Raw genomic sequence first — 17835 nt, 5'->3', positions numbered from 1 at the left:
GCCCGCAGGGCTCCGGAGTGGGGCTGTCGGTGGGGGCCGATACAGTCGCTGACATGGGACGGATTGCGGTGATCGGCGCCGGGATGGGCGCCATGGCGGCGGCTGCGCGGCTGGCCGTGGCAGGCCACCGGGTGACGGTGTACGAGCGCTCGGCGACGTTCGGCGGCGCGGTGGGCGGGTTCGAGCGCGACGGGTTCGCGTTCGACACCGGCCCTGGTCTGCTGCATCTGCCCGCCGTCTACCGGGATCTGTTCATCAAGACCGGCAAGGAGCCGCTGGAGAGCCGGGTCGGGCTGGCCCAGGTCGACCCCGCGAGCCGGCATGTCTTCTCGGACGGCACGGCCGTCTCGCTGCCCAACGCCTCACGCGGGGGCGTCGTGTCCGCGCTGGAGGCGGCGCTGGGGTCCGGGGCGGGCGCGCGGTGGGGCGATTTCCTCGGGCGCGCCAGGGACGCCTGGGACCGTTCGCGCCGGCCGCTGCTGGAGGAGCCGCTGTGGCCCGACTGGCAGGTGCTCGGCCGCGATCCGTACCCGGCGCTCCGGCAGCGCCGGTTGCTGCGCACGCGCCAGGCCCGCACGCTCGCCGAGGTCGGCGCCTGGGAGCTGGCCGACCCCCGGCTCGCGGCGCTGCTCGACGCGTACGCGCTGTCGTACGGGCTGGATCCGCGCCACGCCCCGGCGAGCGCCGCCCTGCTGCCGTACATGGAGCAGACGTTCGGGAGCTGGTACGTCCGGGGCGGGATGCGGGCGCTCGCCCGGGCGGTGTACGAGCGCTGCCTGGAGCGCAAGGTGGAGTTCGTCTTCGGCGCCGAGGTGACGGGCGTCGTCGAGAAGGACGGCCGGGCGGCGGGTCTGCACCTGGCTGGGGGCACCTCCCAGGCCGGAGGCTCCGGGGGAGGCCGGGTCGTGGACGCGGACCATGTGGTGGCGGGCGCCGGCGCATCCGGTCTCGGCGGCCTCCTGCCCTGGCAGGAGGGCGACGTACAGCCCGGGGCGGCGGAGGGGGCTCCCGGCCGGTTCACCGTCCTGCTGGCGCTGCGCGGCGCCCGTCAAGAGGGCACCGTGCACCGGACCCTGGTGCACTCCCCCGATACGGCGGCCGAAGCCGCGGCGGTCTTCGGCGGCACGCTCGCCGAGCACCCGACGGTCACCGTGCTGCGGCCGGACGATCCGACGACCCGCCCCGACGACGCCCACGAGGCGGTCACGCTCACCGCGACGGTCGCCCCGTCCGGCGGGCCCTCCGGCATCGACTGGTCGGACGAGGTGCTGCGCGAGCGTTACGCGGAGATACTCATCGCCGCCGCACGACCGGCGATACCGGACTTGGGTGAGCGGATCCTGTGGCGCGAGAACCTCACCCCGGCCGAGACGGGGCGGATACACCCGCCGGCCCTGGCCGGGGACGGGGGCCGGTGTCTGCGCCCGGCGAACAGCACCCGGCTGCCGGGGCTGTACCTCGCGGGCGGCTGGGCGCATCCGGGCGGCGGACTGGCCCACGCGGGCATGTCGGGCGCGCTGGTGGCCGGGCTGATCGTGGAGGGCGAGGGTTTCCGCGGCTCGCAATGAGCCCGCGCTCAGCCCTCGGTGAGCCTCCGCCGAGCCGTGGTCGGTGACGGCGGCGCCTCAGTAGCGGTACGGCTGGCCGTTGTAGTCGCTCTCGTAGCCGCCCTGGTCGTAGTCGTAGCCGTACGACGGCGGCTGCTGCGGCGGCATGGGAGGCATCGGCGGGACCTGCTGGTCGCCTTCACGCTGCTGCGGCACCCAGACCCCGCCGGGCGGCGTCTCGCTGTAGCCCTGCTGGGTGGCGTAGGGGTCGGTGTACTGCTGCTGGCCGCCGTAGCTGTCGTACGAGCCGTAGCCCTGGCTGCCGATGTACGGGTCGGAGTACGCGGCGTACTGCTGCTGGCCCGTGCCGTAGTCGTACTGCGGCGCGTAGGCGTCCTGGGCCTGGGCCGCGGTCGGCTGCTCGTACGGGGAGGTGTACGTGTCGTAGCCGCCGTACTGACCGTATCCGTCAGCCTGTCCCTGGCCGCCGCCCTGGGCCTGGCTCGTGGCGTACGCGGAGTCGCTGTAGATGCCGTACTGCCCGGTGTCGTCGGGCAGCGGCATCGGCTCGTAGACCGCCGTGCTCTCGGCGGCCGACGGCTCGTCCTCCTCGTGCGGCTCGTAGGCGAGGTCCGACACCTCGAGCGTGGGCTCGCGCACCGCTGCGCTGCCGCCGGACTTGCGGCGGCGGCTCGACCCCGGGCTGCCGCCGATCGCCCAGCCCGTGGAGAAGCCACGCCGGAAGGAGAGCGTGACGTAGGTCTGTCCGATCGCGAAGGCGACGGCACCGACCGCGATCACGATCACGTTCGGCATCAGCACCCCGAGGACGACACCGAGGAATCCGGCGAAGGCGAGCAGCCGCCAGCGCAGCCGCGCTTTGTACTGCAGCAGCACCTCGCCGAGCAGCCACAGCGCGACAATGCCGAACGCGATGTAGAGCACCGTCCAGCCCATGCCCGCCCCTCTCATCGGCCGCCGCCGGGGGTTGTGGCGGGTGTGGCCGGTTACGACTGCTCGTGCAGTCCGAGATTCTCGTAGATTTCGAGAGTCGCCGTGGAGTTGTTGAGCGTAATGAAGTGCAACCCGGGGACACCCTCGGAGAGCAGCCGTGCGCAGAACTCCGTCGCGAACTCGATGCCAATGGAGCGTACAGCGGCGGGGTCGTCGCCGACCGCGCGGATCCGCTCTTCCAGGGCTGCCGGGAACGACGCATTGCTGAGCTGACGGAAGCGTTCGATCTGCTTCACGCTGGTGACAGGCATGATCTCGGGGATGATCGGGGTCGGGCAGCCGGCCTCCGCAACCCGGTCACGAAGCCGGAGATAGTCCTCCGGACGAAAGAACATCTGGGTGATCGCATAGTCGGCACCGGCCCGGCATTTGTCCACGAAATGCTGGATGTCCGTGTCCCAGTCGGTCGACCGGGGGTGCATCTCGGGGAAGGCAGCGACACCGACGCAGAAGTCCCCGGAGTCCTTGATCAGCCGGACGAGGTCGGCCGCGTACGTCACGCCGTCCGGGTGCTTGACCCACTCGCCCATCGGGTCGCCGGGCGGGTCGCCGCGGAGCGCCAGGATGTTCCTGATCCCGGCGTCGGCGAACTGACCGATCATGTTCCGCAGCTCGGCGACGGAGTGGTCGACCGCCGTGAGGTGCGCGACCGGCGTGAGGGTGGTGTCGGCAGCGATCTTCTGGGTGGCCCTGACCGTGCCTTCCCGGGTGGAGCCGCCCGCCCCGTAGGTCACGGAGACGAAGCTCGGGCCCACGGCCTCGACCCGGCGCAGCGCGTTCCACAGGTTCCGCTCGCCCTTCTCGGTCTTGGGCGCCCAGAACTCGAAGGAGTACGACGCCTTGCCGGTCGCGAGCATCTCGCGCACGGTGCGTGCGCGATCTGTCCTGGTGGAAGCTGTGCCAAGGGCCATGTTCGCAGGTTATCCAGGGCATAGGGGCCGCCCAACCGGTGTCCACCCATCGGACACCCGCTGTTCGCAATCAGCCCTTGTCGGCGTAGGCCCGTATCCGCTTGCTGAGATCGGCGGTGGCGGCGGCCGGGTCGTCGGCCTCGGTGATCGCCCGGACGACGACGACACGGCGGGCTCCGGCGTCCAGCACCTGGTCGAGACTGCCCGCGTCGATCCCGCCGATCGCGAACCAGGGCCGGTCCTGCGGCAGCGAGGCCGCGTACCGCACGAGATCGAGGCCCGGGGCGTGGCGGCCCGGCTTGGTGGGGGTGGGCCAGCAGGGCCCGGTGCAGTAGTAGTCCACTCCGGGCTCGACGGCGGCCGCGGCGGCCTCGGCCTCCGCGTGCGTGGAGCGGCCGATGAGGACCTCGTCGCCGAGGATCGCCCGCGCGGCCGGGACGGGCAGATCACCCTGGCCCAGATGCAGCACGTCGGAGCCGATGGCGTGGGCGACATCGGCCCGGTCGTTCACCGCGAGGAGCTTTCCGTGGCGGCGGCAGGCGTCGGCGAACACGGCGAGGTGCTCCAGCTCCTCGCCGGCCTCCATGCCCTTGTCGCGCAGCTGCACGATGTCCACACCGGAGGAGAGCACCGCGTCCAGGAACTCGGGGAGGTCCTTCTGGCGCTTGCGGGCGTCCGTGCACAGATAGAGCCGGGCGTCGGACAGGCGCGCGCGAATGGACATGAGGTGCTCCCCCCGTTGGGACCGGCCGTCGCTCGGCCGGCCGGGTCTGGTTCCGCCGGTGTACGGACCGGGCGAAGCAGCGGGCCACGCGGCGGAGCCGCATATCGGGCACTGCCCCCGCCCCGGTCCGTACACCACGTTTTCCCGTGGTGTGGTGATGTGTGGTGTCGTCAGGACGTCAGACGGCGAGCGCCTGGGCCCGACGCTTCACCTCCGTGCCGCGATTCTCGCTGAGTGCCTCCGCGGGGGTACCCGGCAGGGTCGGGTCCGGCGTGAAGAGCCACTCCAGCATTTCTTCGTCGGTGAAGCCGTCGTCCCTCAGGAGCGTCAGGGTCCCGGCGAGGCCCTTGATCACCTTGCCGCCCTTGATGAAGGCGGCCGGCACCTGAAGCGTCCGGTTCTCACCGCGGCGCACGGCGATCAGCTGGCCCTCCTTGACCAGCTGCCGCACCCGCGTCACCTCGACATCGAGCATTTCCGCGATGTCCGGCAGGTGGAGCCAGGCGGGGACGAGAGCATCGATCTTTGCGTCAATCTCGGTCACGGGACTAGCGTGCCATCCCCGACTGACAGTCGGTAGCCGGACCCTAGAGAGCTGCGGCCTTCAGAGGGACACCGGGGTCCCCCGCGCGCTCCGGATCGAGCCGCGCGCCGGCCTCGATGAGCCTGCGTCCTTGGGCCAGGTCGCGGGGCCTGCCGACCGCGAGCACGGCGACCAGCACGCCGTCCCGCAGCCACAGCACCGACCAGGCGGAACCGGCCGCCGGGTCGCCCCGCCATACGAGTGTCCCGGCCCCCGCGTGATGCCCCGCGTACTGCACGAAGCGGCCGAACTGCTCGGACCAGAAGTACGGCACCGGGTCGTAGGTCTGGGGCGGCGCTCCCGTATCGCCGCCGACGACGTTCGCGGCGACCGTGCGCGGGCCCTGGAGCGCGTTGTCCCAGTGGTGGACGAGGAGCCGTACGCCGTAGCGGCCGGACGGAAAGGAGGCGCAGTCGCCGACGGCGTACACATCGGGCAGCGACGTACGCAGCCGCTCGTCGGCGGTGATCGAGCCGTCGGGGCCGATGGCGATGTCCGAGCCCGCGAGCCAGTCGGTGGCGGGGCGTGCGCCGATGCCGACGACGACGGCCCCGGCCGGCAGCCTGCGGCCGTCCGCGAGGACGACCGCGCCCGGCTCGACGTCCGCGACGCGCACGCCGGTGAGGAGCTCCGCGCCGCTCTCCGCGTACCAGTCGGCCATCGGCGCGGTGACCTCGGCGGGCAGGGCGACCGCGAGCGGCCGGTCGGCGGCCTCGACGACGGTGACGGCACAGCCCGCCTCGCGGGCGGCGGTGGCGAACTCCGCGCCGATCCAGCCGGCGCCGACGACCACGATGTCGTGCTGCCGCTCCAGCACCGGACGCAGCCGCTCCGCGTCGTCGAGCGTGCGCAGCAGATGGACTCCCGGGATGCCCTCGACGCCGGGCAGGGTGATGGGCTCGGCGCCGGTGGCGATGACCAGCGTGTCGTACGGGACGGGCCCTGCCGGGGTGTCGAGCTCATGGGCGTCGGGGCGCAGGCCGCTGACCTCGCGGCCCAGTTGGAGGTCGACCCGGAGCGCGTCGAAGTCGACGTCGAGGGCGGAGCCCTCCGCCGTGCCGAGCAGGACGGCCTTGGAGAGCGGGGGGCGGTCGTACGGCTGGTGCGGTTCGGCGCCGATGAGGGTGATGGTGCCGGAGAAGCCCTGTTCGCGCAGGGCTACGGCAGTCTGGACGCCGGCCATGCCGGCCCCGACGATGACGACTCGACGGCTCTGCGTTGTCTGCTCGCTCACCCGGCCACCCTAACCACCTGACGGAACGTCAGGAAGGTAGCTCCTCGACCACGCTCGTGCCACTGCCTTCCTGGGACTCCCATTCCCAGGTCTCGTCCAGCCGCACCCGCCCGTCGGGCAGATCCGTGACCGTGGAGACACAGTGCCCGGACGATGTCGTCCCGTCCCGCTTCAGCTGGACGTAGCGGAAGTCCAGCCGGTCGCCCTCGCGCGTGCCGACGAGATGGCCGCGTACCACGTCACCGCCCGCATAGTCGGCCCAGATCCGGCCCTCCTCCTCGCGGTACGTGAACCGGGTCCGCGCACCGACCTGGCCAGGCGCCTGGTCGGCGACCGGGGAGAGGACGAGTCCGTCGAGCGAGCGGGCCACAGTGCGAGCTCCCTTACTGCGAGTTGGGGGCGGGGGTTAGGCTGGCCACCGTACTGCTACTCGCGGGAGCCCGGACGCACCGGGCTGAGAGGGAGGCTGGGGCGGCCTCCGACCGTACGAACCTGATCCGGGTCATGCCGGCGAAGGGAGGGTCTGGACGCCATGCATCCGCGTACGCGGCATTCACGTACGGCGCATTCACCGACAGGACATCCACCGACAGGGCCTTCACCGACGGGGCCTTCACCGACAGGACATTCACCGACGAAGGCGGACGTTCTTGTCGTCGGGGGCGGAATCATCGGCCTCGTCACGGCCTGGCGAGCGGCACAGCGCGGGCTGGACACTGCGCTCGCCGACCCCGAGCCCGGCGGCGGGGCCGCACAGGTCGCGGCGGGCATGCTCGCGGCCGTCACGGAGCTCCACTACGGCGAGGAGACGCTCCTCGGCCTCAATCTCGCCTCCGCCCGGCGCTATCCGGACTTCGTCGCGGAGCTGGAGGAGGCGAGCGGGCAGGACACCGGATATCGCCGGTGCGGGACGCTCGCCGTCGCGCTCGACGCGGACGACCGGGCGCATCTGCGCGAACTGCACGCGTTGCAGCGCCGCTCCGGGCTGGAGTCGGAGTGGCTCACCGGCCGGGAGTGCCGACGCCTCGAGCCGATGCTTGCGCCCGGCGTGCGCGGCGGGCTGCGGGTGGACGGCGACCACCAGATCGATCCGCGGCGGCTGGCCAAGGCCCTGGTCGTGGCGTGCGAGCGGGCGGGGGTGGCGTTTCACCGCGACCGGGTCGAGCGGCTGTCGGTGGTACGGGGCCGGGCGGCCGGAGCCGTACTCGACGGGGGCCGCGAGGTGGCGGCGGAGCAGGTGGTGCTGGCCGGGGGCAGTCTGAGCGGCCGGCTGGGCGGCGTACCGGAGGAGGTGCTGCCGCCGGTCCGGCCGGTGAAGGGGCAGGTGCTGCGGCTGACCGTGCCGCGTCCGTACGCGCCGTTCCTGTCACGGACGGTACGGGCCGTGGTGCGCGGCAGTCACGTGTATCTCGTGCCGCGCGAGAACGGCGAGCTGGTGGTGGGCGCGACGAGCGAGGAGCTCGGCTGGGACACGACGGTCACGGCGGGCGGGGTGTACGAGCTGCTGCGCGACGCGCACGAGCTGGTCCCTGGCATCACCGAGCTGCCGCTGACCGAGACGCGCGCGGGCCTGCGGCCGGGGTCGCCGGACAACGCGCCGCTGCTCGGGCCGACGGAGCTGCCCGGGCTGCTGCTGGCGACCGGGCACTACCGCAACGGCGTGCTGCTCACGCCGGTGACGGGCGATGTGATGGCACATGCGCTGGTCACCGGGGAACTGCCGGAAGAGGCACACCTCTTCACCCCTCGCCGCTTCTCTCCCGTACGTCAGGAGTTGTCCGCATGACCGGGTCCACGACCGTCTCCGTGAACGGAGAGCCGCGGGACATCGCGGCAGGCACCACGCTGGATGCGCTGGTCGCGACGCTGACGGCGGCGCCGTCCGGGATCGCGGCGGCCGTGAACGAGACCGTCGTCCCGCGGGGCGAGTGGTCCGGGACGCTGCTCGGCGAGGGCGACCGGGTCGAGGTCCTCACCGCGGTGCAGGGAGGGTGACCGAGACCATGGCGGATGACCGTTTTGTGCTGGGCGGGGTGGAGTTCTCGTCCCGTCTGATCATGGGTACGGGCGGGGCGCCGAGCCTCGACGTACTGGAGCGCTCGCTGATCGCGAGCGGTACGGAGCTCACGACGGTGGCGATGCGCCGCCTCGACCCGACCGTGCAGGGGTCCGTCCTGTCCGTGCTCAACCGGCTGGGCATCCAGGTCCTGCCGAACACGGCGGGCTGCTTCACGGCGGGCGAGGCCGTGCTGACCGCGCGGCTCGCGCGCGAGGCCCTCGGCACGCACTGGATCAAGCTGGAGGTCGTCGCGGACGAGCGCACGCTCCTGCCCGACCCGATCGAGCTGCTGGACGCGGCGGAGGTGCTGGTCGACGACGGCTTCACCGTGCTGCCGTACACGAACGACGACCCGGTACTGGCGCGGAAGCTGGAAGAGGTGGGCTGCGCGGCGATCATGCCGCTGGGCTCGCCCATCGGGTCCGGGCTCGGGATCCGCAACCCGCACAACTTCCAGCTCATCGCCGATCAGGCGAGCGTCCCGGTGATCCTGGACGCGGGGGCGGGCACGGCGTCGGACGCGGCGCTGGCGATGGAGCTGGGGTGTGCGGCGGTGATGCTCGCTTCCGCGGTCACGCGGGCCCAGGAGCCCGCCCTCATGGCCGAGGCGATGCGCCACGCCGTCGAGGCGGGCCGGCTGGCCCATCGGGCGGGTCGTATCCCGCGGCGCCACTTCGCGGAGGCGTCGTCGCCGGTGGAGGGCCGGGCGGCCCTGGACCCGGAGCGCCCGGCGTTCTGAGCCCGCAGCCCGGGCTGCCCCGGGGTCCCCGGCACCACCGGGCGGGCCCGCGTGTCCGTCCTCACACGCCGGACGGGCCGGCGGGTGCCCCGGCACCGCCGGGTGAGCCCGCCGCAGGCGCCCCGCAACGGCAACCCGCGGGTCACAGGTGCGCTGCAGTCCGGGCCCGGGCCGGGCCCGAGGTGGCCGGGTTGCGTGGCGCGGCTCGTAGACTCGCTGCGTGGATACGACGCTTCAGGACCCCCTCGTCGGGCAGCTGCTCGACGGCCGCTACCGCGTCGACGCGCGCATCGCCGTCGGTGGGATGGCCACGGTCTACCGGGCCGTGGACACCCGTCTCGACCGGGTACTCGCTCTCAAGGTGATGCATCCGGCGCTCGCGTCGGACGTGTCCTTCGTGGAGCGGTTCATCCGCGAGGCGAAGTCCGTGGCGCGGCTGTCGCACCCCAATGTGGTGGGGGTGTACGACCAGGGCGCGCAGGGTGCGTACGTCTATCTCGCGATGGAGTACGTCGCCGGATGCACTCTCCGTGACGTGCTGCGCGAACGCGGCGCGCTCCAGCCGCGGGCCGCGCTCGACATTCTGGAGCCGGTGCTGGCCGCGCTCGGGGCGGCGCACCGCGCCGGGTTCGTGCACCGGGACATGAAGCCGGAGAACGTCCTGATCGGCGACGACGGCCGGGTCAAGGTCGCCGATTTCGGGTTGGTCCGGGCGGTGGGCGCCGTGACGAACACCACGGGCTCGGTCCTCGGGACCGTGTCGTACCTCGCGCCCGAGCAGATCGAGTCCGGCACCGCCGACACGCGCGCCGACGTCTACGCCTGCGGTGTCGTCCTGTACGAGATGCTCACCGGCGCCAAGCCGTACGGGGGCGACACGCCCGCCCAGGTTCTCTACCAGCACCTCAACGAGGACGTGCCGGCCCCGTCCGCCGCCGTACCCGGGCTCGCGCCGGAGCTGGACCAACTGGTCGCGGGCGCGACCGCCCGTAACCCTGACGTCCGGCCGTACGACGCCGTCGCGCTGCTCGCGCGGACCCGCGAGGCGCGCGCCGCCCTCGGGGACGACCAGCTCGACGCCCTGCCGCCGCAGGCGCGGACCGCGGACCCCGACGGCGCCGGGGGAGCCGCGGGCGCCGAGGACCGTACGAGCGTGCTCCCCCGGGCCGCGGTCCAGCAGGTCCAGCAGACCAGCCGGCTGGAGATGCCGCCTCCGCCGCCCCCGCAGACCTCGGTGCGCCCCGCCCGGGCGCCCCGGCGCGGCGTCATCGCCGCCGTCGTCGCCGCCCTGCTGCTCCTCGGCGCGGGCGGCGTCTGGTACATCAACTCCGGACAGTTCACCCGCGTCCCCCCTGTCCTCGGCCAGACCGAGGCCGCCGCCAAGAAGCGCCTCGCCGACACCGGACTCGAGGTCGAGCGGACCGAGCAGGGCTTCAGCGATGTCTACCGGCGTGGCACCGTCATGGACATCGACCCCGATCCCGGTCAGCGCATCCGCGACAACGGCTCGGTCACGCTCGTCGTCTCCCGGGGCCCCGAGATCGTCAAGGTCCCGGAGGTCGAAGGGATGACCCTTGCCGAGGCGAAGAACGCCCTGCGCAAGGTGGGGCTGGCCCCGGGCGTGATCACCAAGGACTTCAGCCAGAACGCCGCGCAGGGAACCGTGATCGGCTCGGACCCGGCAGCCGGAACCGACCGCCGCGCCGACTCCGCGGTCGCGCTCGTCGTCAGCAAGGGCGCCCCCATCGACGTACCGGACGTGACCGGCGAGTCCGTCGAGCACGCGACGAGCACTCTGCAGGAAGCCGGGCTGAAGGTCGAGGTCGCCGCCGGGCGCGTCAACTCGCCCGAGGAGGCCGGCACCGTCGCCGCGCAGTCCCCGGCCGAGGGCGGGCAGGCCGCGAAGGGCGACACGGTCACCCTCACCGTCTCCAAGGGCCCGCGCATGATCGACGTCCCGGACGTCACGGGCGAGACGATCGCCTCCGCGCGCCACGAGCTGGAGAAGGCGGGCTTCGAGGTCAAGGTCGAACGCAACTTCCCCTTCCTCGGCAACAAGATCGAGAGTCAGTCGGTCGCGGGCGGCGGGCAGGCCCCCGAGGGCAGCACGATCACCATCAAGACCAAGGGACTCTAGAGCCGATGCGCAACCCTGTCGGCGCCCATGTTCCGGTGGCAGGCGGACTCGCCAGGACCGGTCTGACGTATGCACGGGAGATCGGCGCGGAGACCGTCCAGGTCTTCGTCGCCAATCCGCGCGGCTGGGCGACGCCCGCCGGGAACCCGGCGCAGGACGAACAGTTCCGGGCGGAGTGTGCGGCCGAGGGGATACCGGCGTACGTCCACGCCCCGTATCTGATCAACTTCGGCTCGCACACCGAGGCGACCGCCGAGAGGTCCGTGGAGTCGCTGAGGCACTCCCTGCGCCGGGGCCGCGAGATCGGCGCGCTGGGTGTGGTGGTGCACACCGGCTCGGCGACCGGCGGCCGCTCGCGCGAGGTGGCCCTCGCACAGGCACGGGAGCTGGTGCTGCCGCTGCTCGACGAGCTGACCCACGACGACGACCCCTTCCTGCTGCTGGAATCGACGGCCGGGCAGGGATTCTCGCTCTGCTCCAGGACCTGGGACTTCGGTCCGTACTTCGAGGCCCTGGATGCCCACCCCAAGCTGGGCATCTGCCTGGACACCTGCCACATCTTCGCGGCCGGGCACGATCTGGCGGCGCCGGGCGGGGTGAAGGAGACCCTGGATCTGCTGGTGGAGACCGTCGGCGAGGGACGGCTGAAGCTGATCCACGCGAACGACTCCAAGGACGCGGTGGGGGCCCGCAAGGACCGTCACGCGAACATCGGCGCAGGTCGGATAGGTGAGGAGCCGTTCCGGGCACTGATGACGCATCCGGCGACCGAGGGCGTACCGCTGATCATCGAGACGCCCGGGCCCAAGGAGGCGTACGCGGCGGATGTGGCGCGACTGAAGGGGCTCCGCTCACCGGATCACCCTTGAGGAATACCCCTGGGGGGTATACCGTTCTTATGTGGGCAGGAACGGTTACCTTGCTACGGGAGTTCTCTCATGACGTACGAGGCACACACGCACCACGGTCACACCGCACAGGACACTCACGCCGGCCATGAGCACGGCGCGCACCACGGTCACGGCGGCCACGACGGTCACGGCGGCCCCGGCCTCAACGGGCACGGCGGCGGAGCCGGCTGGTCCATGGCCGCCAGGGCCACCCTCCACTGCCTCACCGGCTGCGCCATCGGCGAGGTCCTCGGCATGATCATCGGCACGGCCCTCGGCTGGGGCAACACCCCGACGATGGCCCTCGCGATCGTCCTGGCGTTCGTCTTCGGCTACTCGCTGACCATCTCGCCGGTCCTGCGCGCGGGGCTCCCGCTGAAGGCCGCCATCGGCGTCGCCCTCGCCGCGGACACCGTCTCCATCCTGGTGATGGAGATCGTCGACAACGGCGTCCTGCTGGTCGTGCCGGGCGCGATGAACGCCCACGTCACCGACGCCCTCTTCTGGGGCGCCCTGGCCTTCGCCCTCCTCGTCGCCTTCCTGGTCACCACTCCGGTCAACAAGTGGATGATCGGCCGCGGCAAGGGCCACGCGGTGGTCCACCAGTACCACCACATGAGCGACTGAAAGCCTAGAACTCGGGACCGTCCCCCGGCTCTTCCTGGTAGGAGTAGCGCTGCTCCCGCCAGGGATCGCCGAGGTTGTGGTACCCCCGCTCCTCCCAGAAGCCGCGGCGGTCGGCGGTCATGTACTCCACGCCCCGCACCCATTTCGGGCCCTTCCAGGCGTACAGATGCGGTACGACCAGCCGCAGCGGGAAACCGTGCTCGGCGGTGAGGAGTTCGCCGTCCTTGTGGGTGGCGAAAATCGTGCGCTCGGAGAGGAAGTCGGAGAGCCGCATATTGGCGCTGAAGCCGTACTCGGCCCACACCATGACATGGGTGACCGACGGCGCCGGCGGGGCGAGCTCGACGATCGTACGGGCGGGGACCCCTCCCCATTCGGCCCCCAGCATGCTGAATTTCGTCACGCAGTGCAGATCGGCCACGACCGTGGCGAACGGCAGGGCCGAGAACTCCTCGTGGTTCCAGCAGTGCTTGTCGCCGTCGGCCGTCGCCCCGAAGACGCGGAACTCCCAGCGGTCCGGCTTGAACTTGGGTACGGGCCCGTAGTGGGTGACGGGCCAGCCACGCTGCAGTCGCTGCCCCGGAGGGAGCGCGGACTGCTCTGACTCGCGAAATTCCCGGCTCTCCGGCTGACCCATGCCTTCAATGGTGACAGACCGCGAGGGGTGGTCATGACCAGGTCTGGGCCGATTCGGGCAACTCCTACTAAGCATGTACTTACTGGACGCCCCTCGATCACGATGCGAGGATGCGCGCATCCTGCCCCAGTCACACGCGCGGAAGGAGCCTCTGCGATGCAGGGCGACCCCGAGGTCATCGAGTTCCTCAATGAGCAGCTGACTGCCGAATTGACCGCGATCAACCAGTACTTCCTGCACGCGAAGATGCAGGAGAACCTCGGCTGGACGAAGCTCGCCAAGTACACCCGGGCCGAGTCGTTCGACGAGATGAAGCACGCGGAGGTCCTGACCGACCGGATCCTCTTCCTCGATGGCCTGCCGAACTACCAGCGGCTCTTCCACGTCCGGATCGGGCAGACGGTCACGGAGATGTTCCAGGCCGACCGGCAGATCGAGGTCGAGGCGATCGACCGGCTGAGGCGCGGGATCGAGGTCATGCGGAACAAGGGCGACATCACGTCCGCGAACATCTTCGAGATGATCCTTGCGGACGAGGAGCACCACATCGACTATCTCGACACCCAGCTGGAGCTGGTCGAGAAGCTCGGTGAGCCGCTCTACATCGCGCAGATCATCGAACAGCCGGAGAGCTAGAAGGCCGGCGGCTTTCGCCGAGCGTGCCGGGCGGCCCCGCCGAGCGGGGCCGGACACCCCCCTAGGCGGCTTCGCTGAGTGCGGGGTCCTGCTCGGCGTCGGCCGTGAGGGCGGGCATGCCCTGCTCGAGCAGCTCGCGGCGGGGGCAGGTGCCGCGGCCGAGGATCCCCTGGATGCGGCGCACACACGATCCGCAGTCCGTGCCGGCCTTGGAGACCGAGGCGATCTGGCGGGGGGTGCAAGCGCCGGCCTCCGCGTGCTCCTTGACCTGCTTCTCCGTGATGCCGAAGCACGAGCAGACGTACACGCGGTTCACCTCCCGGCGGGATCGATAAGTGGTGCCGTCCCGATTGATCGGTGAGGCTAACCTAACCTTACCCGCCGCCCTCCGGTCGTAAAAGCCCCCCGTACGACTGTGGGGCGCGGATCACATGGATCCGCGCCCCACGCCGTACGTCAGTGGCTCACTGGTCGCGGTACATCTCCGCCACCAGGAACGCAAGGTCCAGCGACTGGCTGCGGTTCAGCCGGGGGTCGCAGGCCGTCTCGTAGCGCTGGTGAAGATCGTCGACGAAGATCTCGTCGCCGCCGCCCACGCACTCGGTGACATCGTCGCCGGTCAGCTCCACATGGATACCGCCCGGGTGGGTGCCCAGGGCCTTGTGGACCTCGAAGAAGCCCTTGACCTCGTCGAGCACGTCGTCGAAGCGACGCGTCTTGTGGCCGGAGGCGGCCTCGAAGGTGTTGCCGTGCATCGGGTCGGTCACCCAGGCCACCGTCGCGCCGGACGCCGTGACCTTCTCGACCAGCTCCGGGAGCTTGTCCCGGACCTTGTCGGCGCCCATGCGGACGATGAAGGTCAGCCGGCCGGGCTCGCGCTCCGGGTCCAGCTTGTCGATGTACTGCAGCGCCTCGTCGACCGTGGTCGTCGGGCCGAGCTTCACACCGATCGGGTTACGGATCTTCGACGCGAACTCGATGTGCGCCCCGTCCAGCTGGCGGGTGCGCTCACCGATCCAGACCATGTGGCCCGACGTGTCGTACAGCTGTCCGGAACGCGAGTCCACACGGGTCAGCGCCGACTCGTAGTCGAGCAGCAGGGCCTCGTGCGATGCGTAGAACTCGACCGTGCGGAACTCGGCCGGGTCGGTGCCACAGGCCTTCATGAAGTTCAGCGCGTTGTCGATCTCGCGCGCGAGCTGCTCGTAGCGCTGCCCGGACGGGGACGACTTCACGAAGTCCTGGTTCCAGGCGTGCACCTGGCGCAGGTCGGCGTAGCCACCGGTGGTGAAGGCGCGCACCAGGTTGAGCGTCGAGGCGGACGCGTTGTACATCCGCTTCAGCCGCTCGGGGTCCGGGACGCGGGCCTTCTCGGTGAAGTCGAAGCCGTTGACGGAGTCGCCCCGGTAGGTCGGGAGCGTCACGCCGTCGCGGGTCTCGGTCGGCTTGGAGCGCGGCTTCGAGTACTGGCCGGCGATCCGGCCGACCTTCACGACCGGCACGGACGCGGCGTACGTGAGCACCGCACCCATCTGGAGCAGGGTCTTGAGCTTGTTACGGATGTGGTCGGCGGACACGGCGTCGAAGGCCTCGGCGCAGTCGCCGCCCTGGAGCAGGAACGCCTCGCCCTTGGCGACGGCTCCCATCCGGGCGCGCAGCTGGTCGCACTCGCCCGCGAAGACGAGCGGCGGATACGACTCGAGGTCCGCGATCACATCGCGCAGAGCCTCGGCATCGGGGTACTCGGGCTGCTGCGCCGCGGGCAGGTTTCGCCAGGTGTTGCCACCGCTTGCGGTGGTCTTAGCGTTCACGGTCACGAACACCACATTACGGGGTCGGCCGAGCGCTCCCTGCCGGTGCCCAATGACTGAGACAGCGCCCGGAATGTCCCGGCACGTCTGAAGGCCGGCCGTGGCCGCGCCCTCGTGGAACGCGCTGCGGTGACGCGGGCGGATGGGTTAGGGTCGGCGCCATGTTCGTGCACGCGACCCAGAACTGGTGGTGGACCGCTCAACCGGCGGCCCACTGACTGCGCGTACACGGAAGTTCGCGAAGGCCGCCCGAGGGGCGGCCTTTCTCGTTCGTACGGGTCGTTCCCTCCGCCACGGAAGGAACCCGAACCCATGCACCGGATGCACATCATCAGCAGACTGCTGGACGCCGATACCGATGCCGATGCCGGCTGTCCTGCCTTCGCCCTGCTGCGCCGCCGCACCCCGGGCCGCGACCAGGACACCGTCGAGGTGCTGATCGGCCGCGTCCGCGAAGCGGAGCGGCTCGCCGACATCCCGGTCGGCGATCTGCCCTCGCTCGCGCTCGTGCCCTTCCGTCAGATCAGGGAGCGCGGCTTCGACGTACGGGACGACGGGACGCCGCTCGCGGTGCTGGTCGCCGACGAGGCGCACGAGCTGCCGCTGTCCGAGGTGCTCGAGCGGCTGCCCGCTCATGACGTGCGGGTCGAGCGGGGTGGCTTCGACATCGGTGACGAGGAGTACGCCGAGACCGTCCGCCGGGTCGTCGAGGACGAGATCGGCCGTGGCGAGGGCGCGAACTTCGTCATCAGGCGGACCTGGAACGGCGAGATCCCCGGCTTCGGGCGGGCCGACGCCCTCGCCCTCTTCCGTCGGCTGCTCGCGGGCGAGCGCGGCGCGTACTGGACGTTCGTCGTGCACACCGGGGAGCGCACACTGGTCGGGGCCAGCCCTGAGGTGCATGTCCGCATGTCGGGAGGCACCGTCGTGATGAACCCGATCAGCGGCACGTACCGCTATCCGGCCGCCGGGCCGTCTGCGGAACATCTGCTCGACTTCCTCGCCGACCGGAAGGAGACCGACGAGCTCTCCATGGTCGTCGACGAGGAGCTGAAGATGATGTGCACGGTGGGCGACATGGGCGGGGTGGTGATCGGGCCCCGGCTGAAGGAGATGGCCCATCTCGCCCACACCGAGTACGAGCTGCGCGGCCGGTCCTCGCTCGATGTCCGGGACGTGCTGCGCGAGACGATGTTCGCGGCGACCGTCACCGGCTCGCCGGTGCAGAACGCCTGCCGGGTGATCGAGCGGCACGAGACCGGCGGGCGCGGCTACTACGCGGGCGCGCTGGCGCTGCTCGGGCGGGATGCGGGCGGGGCGCAGACGCTGGATTCGCCCATTCTGATCCGTACGGCCGACGTCTCGGCGAGCGGCGAGGTGCGCGTCCCGGTGGGCGCCACGCTCGTCCGCCATTCGGAGCCGCTGTCCGAGGTCGCCGAGACGCACGCCAAGGCGGCGGGGGTGCTGGCCGCGCTGGGGGTCCGGGCGGGACGGCCGCGCGACGAATCCGTACGGCCGCCCCGGCTGGCCGACGACCCCCGGGTGCGGGTGGCCCTCGACGCCCGGCGGGCCGATCTGGCGCCGTTCTGGCTGAAGATGCAGTCCCGGCCCGAGGAGGTGGCGGGCCACGCCCTGGTGGTGGACGCCGAGGACACCTTCACGGCGATGCTCGCCCATCTGCTGCGCGGGGCCGGGCTCGACGTGACCGTACGCCGCTACGACGAGCCGGGCGTCCGGGAGGCGGCACTCGCCCACGAGGGGCCGGTGGTCCTGGGGCCGGGGCCGGGTGATCCCGCCGACGCCGCCGACCCGAAGATGCGCTTCCTGCGGTCGCTGGCGGCGGAGCTGGTGCGCGGGCACCGGGGCGGTCTGCTCGGGGTCTGCCTCGGCCATGAGCTGATCGCGGCGGAGCTGGGCCTGGAGCTCGCCCGCAAGGAAGCCCCCTTCCAGGGGGCCCAGGTGACGATCGACCTCTTCGGCAGCGAGGAGACGGTCGGCTTCTACAACAGCTTCACGGCGGTGTGCGGCGAGAAGGCCGTGGCCGGACTGTCCGCGCGTGGGGTCGAGGTCGCCCGCGACCCGGCGACGGACGAGGTCCACGCCCTGCGGGGCCCGGGCTTCGCGGGCGTCCAGTTCCACCCCGAGTCCGTACTCACGCTGCGCGGCCCGGAGATCGTGCGATCGCTGCTCACGGGGGTGGTGCGGCAGCCATCGGCGTAGCGGTGGGAGGCTTGCCCGGTACCGCAGGGTGGGCCCGCGTGTCCGTCCTCGGTCGCCGGACGGGCT

Annotated in this window: 19 protein-coding genes and 1 riboswitch; of the genes, 10 read left to right on the top strand and 9 right to left on the bottom strand. The window is 71.5% G+C overall.

The genetic code is table 11. The features are described 5' to 3' along the window. Positions 1-53 precede the first annotated feature (53 nt). Positions 54-1568, top strand: coding sequence for a phytoene desaturase family protein (locus tag ACWCXB_RS18710; RefSeq protein ID WP_450724130.1), 1515 nt, complete (start codon positions 54-56; stop codon positions 1566-1568). A 57-nt stretch (positions 1569-1625) separates the two neighbouring features. On the opposite strand, the gene ACWCXB_RS18705 is transcribed toward ACWCXB_RS18710, so the two are convergent. The 6 genes from ACWCXB_RS18705 to ACWCXB_RS18680 all read right to left on the bottom strand — a co-directional run bounded on the left by ACWCXB_RS18705 (position 1626) and on the right by ACWCXB_RS18680 (position 6383). Next, positions 1626-2504 (bottom strand): hypothetical protein, encoded by an 879-nt coding sequence (locus tag ACWCXB_RS18705; protein ID WP_450724128.1) that lies wholly within the window; start codon positions 2502-2504, stop codon positions 1626-1628. Between the two features lie 50 nt (positions 2505-2554). Further along, positions 2555-3472 carry a methylenetetrahydrofolate reductase [NAD(P)H] gene (gene metF / locus ACWCXB_RS18700; protein ID WP_450724126.1) on the bottom strand — a complete coding sequence of 306 codons (918 nt, stop codon included), beginning with the start codon at positions 3470-3472 and terminating at the stop codon, positions 2555-2557. A 70-nt stretch (positions 3473-3542) separates the two neighbouring features. Further along, a complete protein-coding gene (gene thiE / locus ACWCXB_RS18695) occupies positions 3543-4196 on the bottom strand; it encodes a thiamine phosphate synthase (RefSeq protein ID WP_450724124.1) in 654 nt (217 codons plus the stop codon). Positions 4197-4374: 178 nt separating this feature from the next. Then, positions 4375-4740 (bottom strand): Rv2175c family DNA-binding protein, encoded by a 366-nt coding sequence (locus ACWCXB_RS18690; RefSeq protein ID WP_450724122.1) that lies wholly within the window; start codon positions 4738-4740, stop codon positions 4375-4377. A gap of 43 nt (positions 4741-4783) precedes the next feature. After that, positions 4784-6013 (bottom strand): NAD(P)/FAD-dependent oxidoreductase, encoded by a 1230-nt coding sequence (locus tag ACWCXB_RS18685; RefSeq protein ID WP_450724120.1) that lies wholly within the window; start codon positions 6011-6013, stop codon positions 4784-4786. Positions 6014-6041: 28 nt separating this feature from the next. Beyond that, the gene (locus ACWCXB_RS18680; protein WP_450724118.1) at positions 6042-6383 is read right to left on the bottom strand and encodes a hypothetical protein; all 342 of its coding nucleotides are present in this window, start codon (positions 6381-6383) and stop codon (positions 6042-6044) included. Positions 6384-6435: 52 nt separating this feature from the next. Then, positions 6436-6549, top strand: a riboswitch (TPP riboswitch). Between ACWCXB_RS18680 and thiO the strand changes: the two genes are divergently transcribed. The 6 genes from thiO (at position 6546) to ACWCXB_RS18650 (ending at position 12465) form a co-directional block, all read left to right on the top strand. Further along, a complete protein-coding gene (gene thiO, locus ACWCXB_RS18675) occupies positions 6546-7799 on the top strand; it encodes a glycine oxidase ThiO (RefSeq protein ID WP_450724116.1) in 1254 nt (417 codons plus the stop codon). (Overlaps the previous riboswitch by 4 nt.) Beyond that, positions 7796-8008: a sulfur carrier protein ThiS gene (gene thiS / locus ACWCXB_RS18670; RefSeq protein WP_450724114.1), complete on the top strand. Its 213-nt coding sequence runs from the start codon at positions 7796-7798 to the stop codon at positions 8006-8008. The genes thiO and thiS overlap by 4 nt, the downstream gene beginning before the upstream one ends. Positions 8009-8016: 8 nt before the next feature. Continuing rightward, positions 8017-8811, top strand: coding sequence for a thiazole synthase (locus ACWCXB_RS18665; RefSeq protein ID WP_450724112.1), 795 nt, complete (start codon positions 8017-8019; stop codon positions 8809-8811). Positions 8812-9031: 220 nt separating this feature from the next. After that, the gene (pknB, locus tag ACWCXB_RS18660) at positions 9032-10948 is read left to right on the top strand and encodes a Stk1 family PASTA domain-containing Ser/Thr kinase (RefSeq protein ID WP_450724110.1); all 1917 of its coding nucleotides are present in this window, start codon (positions 9032-9034) and stop codon (positions 10946-10948) included. Positions 10949-10953: 5 nt separating this feature from the next. After that, positions 10954-11817: a deoxyribonuclease IV gene (locus tag ACWCXB_RS18655; protein ID WP_450724108.1), complete on the top strand. Its 864-nt coding sequence runs from the start codon at positions 10954-10956 to the stop codon at positions 11815-11817. 69 nt (positions 11818-11886) lie between these two features. Next, complete coding sequence (locus ACWCXB_RS18650) at positions 11887-12465, top strand: DUF4396 domain-containing protein (protein WP_450724106.1); 579 nt, start codon at positions 11887-11889, stop codon at positions 12463-12465. Positions 12466-12469: 4 nt separating this feature from the next. Here the strand turns inward: ACWCXB_RS18650 and ACWCXB_RS18645 are convergent, their stop codons facing one another. After that, complete coding sequence (locus ACWCXB_RS18645) at positions 12470-13102, bottom strand: sulfite oxidase-like oxidoreductase (protein ID WP_450724104.1); 633 nt, start codon at positions 13100-13102, stop codon at positions 12470-12472. A gap of 156 nt (positions 13103-13258) precedes the next feature. Here ACWCXB_RS18645 and bfr point away from each other — a divergent pair, with 156 nt between their 5' ends. Next, complete coding sequence (gene bfr / locus ACWCXB_RS18640) at positions 13259-13738, top strand: bacterioferritin (RefSeq protein ID WP_450724102.1); 480 nt, start codon at positions 13259-13261, stop codon at positions 13736-13738. 61 nt (positions 13739-13799) lie between these two features. Here the strand turns inward: bfr and ACWCXB_RS18635 are convergent, their stop codons facing one another. Further along, the gene (locus tag ACWCXB_RS18635; RefSeq protein WP_450724100.1) at positions 13800-14054 is read right to left on the bottom strand and encodes a (2Fe-2S)-binding protein; all 255 of its coding nucleotides are present in this window, start codon (positions 14052-14054) and stop codon (positions 13800-13802) included. A gap of 148 nt (positions 14055-14202) precedes the next feature. After that, entirely contained in the window at positions 14203-15555 is a 1353-nt protein-coding gene (locus tag ACWCXB_RS18630; RefSeq protein WP_450724098.1) for a class II 3-deoxy-7-phosphoheptulonate synthase, read from the bottom strand. 155 nt (positions 15556-15710) lie between these two features. Here ACWCXB_RS18630 and ACWCXB_RS18625 point away from each other — a divergent pair, with 155 nt between their 5' ends. Beyond that, positions 15711-15767 carry a trp operon leader peptide gene (locus ACWCXB_RS18625; protein WP_450724325.1) on the top strand — a complete coding sequence of 19 codons (57 nt, stop codon included), beginning with the start codon at positions 15711-15713 and terminating at the stop codon, positions 15765-15767. Between the two features lie 103 nt (positions 15768-15870). Continuing rightward, a complete protein-coding gene (locus ACWCXB_RS18620; RefSeq protein ID WP_450724323.1) occupies positions 15871-17769 on the top strand; it encodes an anthranilate synthase family protein in 1899 nt (632 codons plus the stop codon). The last annotated feature ends 66 nt before the right edge of the window (positions 17770-17835 follow it).

This window comes from Streptomyces sp. NPDC001514 (genome assembly GCF_053597075.1).
Note: the sequence above shows the minus strand (reverse complement) of the source record. Positions and strands in the feature narration are given on the sequence as shown.

Excerpts from the sequence above, each read along its gene's own strand:
- thiO (WP_450724116.1), top strand. The coding sequence starts at position 6,546 with ATGCATCCGCGTACGCGGCATTCACGTACGGCGCATTCACCGACAGGA.
- ACWCXB_RS18705 (WP_450724128.1), bottom strand. The coding sequence starts at position 2,504 with ATGGGCTGGACGGTGCTCTACATCGCGTTCGGCATTGTCGCGCTGTGG.
- ACWCXB_RS18620 (WP_450724323.1), top strand. The coding sequence starts at position 15,871 with ATGCACATCATCAGCAGACTGCTGGACGCCGATACCGATGCCGATGCC.
- thiE (WP_450724124.1), bottom strand. The coding sequence starts at position 4,196 with ATGTCCATTCGCGCGCGCCTGTCCGACGCCCGGCTCTATCTGTGCACG.
- bfr (WP_450724102.1), top strand. The coding sequence starts at position 13,259 with ATGCAGGGCGACCCCGAGGTCATCGAGTTCCTCAATGAGCAGCTGACT.
- ACWCXB_RS18655 (WP_450724108.1), top strand. The coding sequence starts at position 10,954 with ATGCGCAACCCTGTCGGCGCCCATGTTCCGGTGGCAGGCGGACTCGCC.
- thiS (WP_450724114.1), top strand. The coding sequence starts at position 7,796 with ATGACCGGGTCCACGACCGTCTCCGTGAACGGAGAGCCGCGGGACATC.
- metF (WP_450724126.1), bottom strand. The coding sequence starts at position 3,472 with ATGGCCCTTGGCACAGCTTCCACCAGGACAGATCGCGCACGCACCGTG.
- ACWCXB_RS18710 (WP_450724130.1), top strand. The coding sequence starts at position 54 with ATGGGACGGATTGCGGTGATCGGCGCCGGGATGGGCGCCATGGCGGCG.
- ACWCXB_RS18665 (WP_450724112.1), top strand. The coding sequence starts at position 8,017 with ATGGCGGATGACCGTTTTGTGCTGGGCGGGGTGGAGTTCTCGTCCCGT.
- ACWCXB_RS18645 (WP_450724104.1), bottom strand. The coding sequence starts at position 13,102 with ATGGGTCAGCCGGAGAGCCGGGAATTTCGCGAGTCAGAGCAGTCCGCG.
- ACWCXB_RS18650 (WP_450724106.1), top strand. The coding sequence starts at position 11,887 with ATGACGTACGAGGCACACACGCACCACGGTCACACCGCACAGGACACT.